Here is a 4,657-nt window from a genome sequence, read left to right on the forward strand (position 1 = left end):
CCCCCGGGGCTTCGAGGGCTGGCTGGAGTACGCCACCGACCTCTTCGACGCGGACTCCGTCGCCCGCCTCGCCGGGCACCTGCGCGTGCTGCTGGAGGCCGCGGTCGCGGATCCGTCACGCCCCGTGGACGCACTGCCTTGGCTGGATGCCTCGGAGTCGATGCACCTGCGAGCGCTGTCGCGCGGTGAGGACACGGCCTTCCCGTCGGATGCCACCGTGGCGTCGCGGTTCGCGGCGCAGGTGGCCCGGACGCCCGAGGCCGTGGCGCTCGTCGTGGGCGAGACGCGGCTGACGTACCGGGAGCTGCACCAGCGGGCCCGGGCCCTGGCGCATGCGCTGCGAAATCGCGGCGTGGGGCCGGAGTCCGTCGTGGGGCTCTGCGTGGACCGCACGGTGGAGCTGGCCGTGGGGCTGCTCGGCATCCTGGAGGCGGGCGCGGCCTACCTGCCGTTGGATCCGGCGTACCCGGCGCAGCGGCTCGCCGCGATGTGGGAGGACTCGGGAGCGAAGGTCCTCGTGAGCCCGCGCCGCCTGGAGGGCGTGCTCTCCGCTTCTTCGGAGCGGCGCCTCTTCCTGGACGACGTGACGGAAGGGGACTTCACGGAGCCGTCGCGTGACGCGCGGACGCTCGCTTATGTCCTCTACACGTCCGGTTCGACGGGGCGGCCCAAGGGCGTGGGCGTGCCGCACCGGACGGTGATGAACTTCTTCCGCGCGATGGATGCGCACGTCTCGCCGTGCCCCGGCACGTGGCTGGCGATGACGAGCATCTCCTTCGACATCTCCGTGCTGGAGCTGCTCTGGTCCTGGACGCGCGGCTTCCAGGTGGTGCTCGCGCCGACGGGCCTGGAGCCCTCCGCGCTCGCGGAGACGCTGGAGCATCACGCCGTCACCCACTTCCAGTGCACGCCGTCCTACGCGCGCGCCCTCGTGGAGGAGCCCCGCGCACTGCACGCGCTGGGAGGCCTGCGGCAGCTGCTCGTGGGCGGAGAAGCGCTCCCGGGCGGCCTTGCCGCACGCTTGCGGGCATGCGTTCCAGTATTGCTCAACATGTACGGGCCCACCGAGACCACGGTGTGGTCGTCCCTGCATCGCGTCGAAGCGGCCACGACCGGAACGGTGTCGCTGGGCCGGCCGCTGGCGAACACCGGGCTCTACATCCTGGACGCGCGCCTGCAACCGCTGCCGGTCGGTGTCCCGGGTGAGTTGTTCATCGGGGGTGACGGCGTGGTGCGCGGCTACCTGGGCCGCGCGGACCTGACGGCCGAGCGCTTCATGCCGGACGCGCTCCGTGACGAGCCGGGCGCGCGCATGTACCGCACGGGGGACCGGGCGCGCTGGCTCGCGGATGGGACGCTGGAGTTCCTGGGCCGCGTGGACCACCAGGTGAAGGTCCGCGGCTTCCGCATCGAGCCGGGCGAAGTGGAAGCGGCCCTCTCAAGGCACGAGGGGGTCGCGGCCTCGGTGGTGGTCGCGCGCGAGGACGTGTCAGGGGACACGCGGCTGGTGGCCTACGTCGTCGCGAAGCCGGGCCAGACGCTGGACGAGGCCGCGCTCCGCGAGCACGCGCGGCGCCAGCTGCCGGAGTCGATGGTGCCGTCCGCCGTGATGGTGCTGGACGCACTGCCCCTCAACGCCAACGGCAAGGTGGATCGCAAGGAGCTGCCGGCGCCGGAGCTGCCCCGTTCGGAGCACCGCTTCGTCGCGCCCGGGACGGCGACGGAGCAGGTGCTGGCGGGGCTGTGGAGCCGGCTGCTGCGCGTGGAGCGGGTGGGACTGCACGATGACTTCTTCGCGCTCGGTGGGCACTCGCTGCTCGCCACGCGCCTGCTGTCCGCCATCCGGGGCGCCTTCGGCGTGGAGCTGCCGGTGCGCGCGCTGTTCGACGCGTCCACGCTGGCGGCGCTGGCGGCCCGTGTCGACGCCGTCCGTCTGGAGCAGGCGGGGACGCTGGCGCCCGCGCTGGAGCCGGTGTCCCGCGAGGGCGCGCTCGTGCCGTCCTTCGCGCAGCAGCGGCTGTGGTTCCTGGAGCAGCTGGAGCCGGGCAACCCCGCGTACCACATCCCCGCGGCCGTCGAGCTGGACGGCGAGCTGGACGTGGCCGCGCTGAAGCACGCCTTCGAGGTCCTGGTCCAGCGGCACGAATCGCTGCGCACGTCGCTGGTGGCACCGGAGGGACAGCCCTTCCAGATGGTCGCGAAGTCGGCCCCGGTGCCCTTTGTCGGCGTGGACCTGTCCGCGCTCGACGGCGAGGGCGTGGACGCGGAGCTGCGGCGCCTGATTGCGGAGGAGGCGCGCAAGCCCTTCGACCTCTCGCGAGGACCGCTGCTGCGGCTCACGCTGGTGCGGTGCGCGCCCACGCGGCACGTGCTGCTGCTGACCCTGCATCACGTCGTCTCCGACGGCGGTTCGATGCTGGTGCTCGTGCGCGAAGTGGCCGCGCTCTACGAGGCCCGGCTGTCGGGCCGCCCGTCGCCGCTTCCGGCGCTGTCCCTCCAGCCCGTGGATCACGCCGCGTGGCAGCGGGCCTGGCTCCAGGGCGACGTGCTCGATTCGCAGCTCGCGTGGTGGCGCGGGCAGCTCGAGGGCGCGCCGCACGTGCTGGCGCTGCCAACGGATCGTCCCGTCCGGTGGTCCAGACGGCGGCGGGCGCGACCCTTCCGGTGCGTCTGTCGCCCGAGCTGTCGGACGCCGTGCGGGCGCTCGCCCGCCGCGAGGGCGTGACCCCCTTCATGGTGCTGCTCGCCGCGTGGCAGGCGCTGCTGGCGCGCCACGCCGGGCAGGACGACGTGCTCGTGGGCACGCCCGTCGCGGGACGTGACCGCGCGGAGCTGGAGGGGCTCATCGGCCTGTTCGTGAACACGCTGGTGCTGCGTGCGCGGCTGGGCGCGAACCCGTCGTTCCGCGAGCTGCTCCAGCAGGTGCGCGAGACGACGCTGGGCGCCTACGCGCACCAGGCGGTGCCGTTCGAGAAGCTGGTGGACGCGGTGCAGCCCCAGCGCGACCTGGGCCGCTCGCCGCTGTTCCAGGTGATGCTGGCGCTGCAGGAGGATCCGCTGCCGGAGCTGCGGCTGCCGGGCCTGGCGCTGCGGATGCTGGAGGCGGAGGGCGCGGGCGCGCAGTTCGACCTGAAGCTGTCGCTCACCGACGCGGCGGCCGGCTTCGCGGGAACGCTGGAGTACAACACCGACCTCTTCGACGCGGCGACGGTGGCGCGGTGGGTGGAGCACCTGGACGTGCTCGTGGCGGGAGCGGTGGCCCACCCGGAGACCCGGGTGAAGGACTTGCCGCTGATGACGGAAGCGGAGCAGCGGCGGCTGCTGGTGGACTGGAACGCCACCGCGCGCGACTACCCGCTGGAGGGCACGCTGCACGGCCTGGTGGAAGCGCAGGTGGCGCGCACGCCGGACGCCGTCGCGGTGGACTTCGAGGGCGCCCGGCTGACGTACCGGGAGCTGGACGGCCGGGCCAACCAGCTCGCGCGGGCGCTGCGGGCGCGCGGCGTGGGGCCGGAAGTGCGCGTGGGCGTGTGCGCGGAGCGCTCGCTGGAGCTGGTGATCGCGCTGCTGGGGGTGCTCAAGGCGGGCGGCGCGTACGTGCCCATCGATCCGTCGGCACCGGCGGACCGGCTGACGTACCAGGTGGAGGACTCGGCGGTCGCGGTGTTGCTGACGCAGCGGCACCAGCGGCCGCTGCTGTCGGTGGGGAGCACGCCGGTGCTGTGCCTGGACGCGGACTGGCCCCAGGTGGCGAGCCTGTCGCCGGAGCCGGTGGTGTCGGGCGTGGGCGCGGAGCACCTGGCCTACGTCATCTACACGTCGGGAAGCACGGGGCGTCCGAAGGGCGCGATGAACACCCACGCGGGCATCCGCAACCGGTTGTTCTGGATGCAGGAGGCCTACGGGTTGGGGCCCCGCGACGTGGTGTTGCAGAAGACGCCGTTCAGCTTCGACGTGTCGGTGTGGGAGTTCTTCTGGCCGCTGATGACGGGAGCGCGGCTGGTGGTGGCGAAGCCCGGGGGGCACCAGGACGCCGCCTACCTGGTGGACGTGATGGCGCGCGAAGGCGTCACGACGTTGCACTTCGTGCCGTCCATGCTCCAGGTGTTCCTGGAGGAGCCGGGGCTGGAGCGCTGCACGGCGCTCCGCCGCGTGGTGTGCAGCGGTGAGGCGCTGCCGCTGGACCTGAAGGACCGCTGCCTGGACCGGCTGGGCGTCCCGCTCCACAACCTCTACGGCCCCACGGAGGCCGTGGTGGACGTGACGGCCTGGACCTGCGAGCGCCATGACGGACGGCGCTCGGTGCCCATCGGCAGGCCGGTGGCGAACACGCGGATCCACGTCCTGGACGCGTCGCTGCGGCCGGTGCCGGTGGGCATCGCGGGAGAGCTGTACATCGGAGGCGTGCAGGTGGGCCGGGGCTACCTGGGCCGCCCCGCGCTGACGGCGGAGCGGTTCATCCCGGATCCCTACGGGCCCCAGGGCGCAAGGCTCTACCGGACGGGAGACCAGGCCCGAGTCCTCGCCGACGGCAGCATCGAGTACCTGGGCCGCCTGGACTTCCAGGTGAAGGTGCGAGGCTTCCGAATCGAGCTGGGCGAAGTGGAGTCCGCGCTGGGCCAGTGCGACGGCGTGCGCGAGAGCGTCGTGGTGGTGC

Annotated in this window: 1 pseudogene; it reads left to right on the plus strand. The window is 73.2% G+C overall.

The features are described from left to right. Positions 1-289: 289 nt before the first annotated feature. Positions 290-4,657: pseudogene (locus tag ACLEQD_RS37380) on the plus strand (amino acid adenylation domain-containing protein); the annotation flags it as partial.

The sequence above is a fragment of the Corallococcus sp. 4LFB genome, from assembly GCF_046520365.1.
GTDB classification, from domain to species: Bacteria; Myxococcota; Myxococcia; order Myxococcales; family Myxococcaceae; genus Corallococcus; species Corallococcus caeni.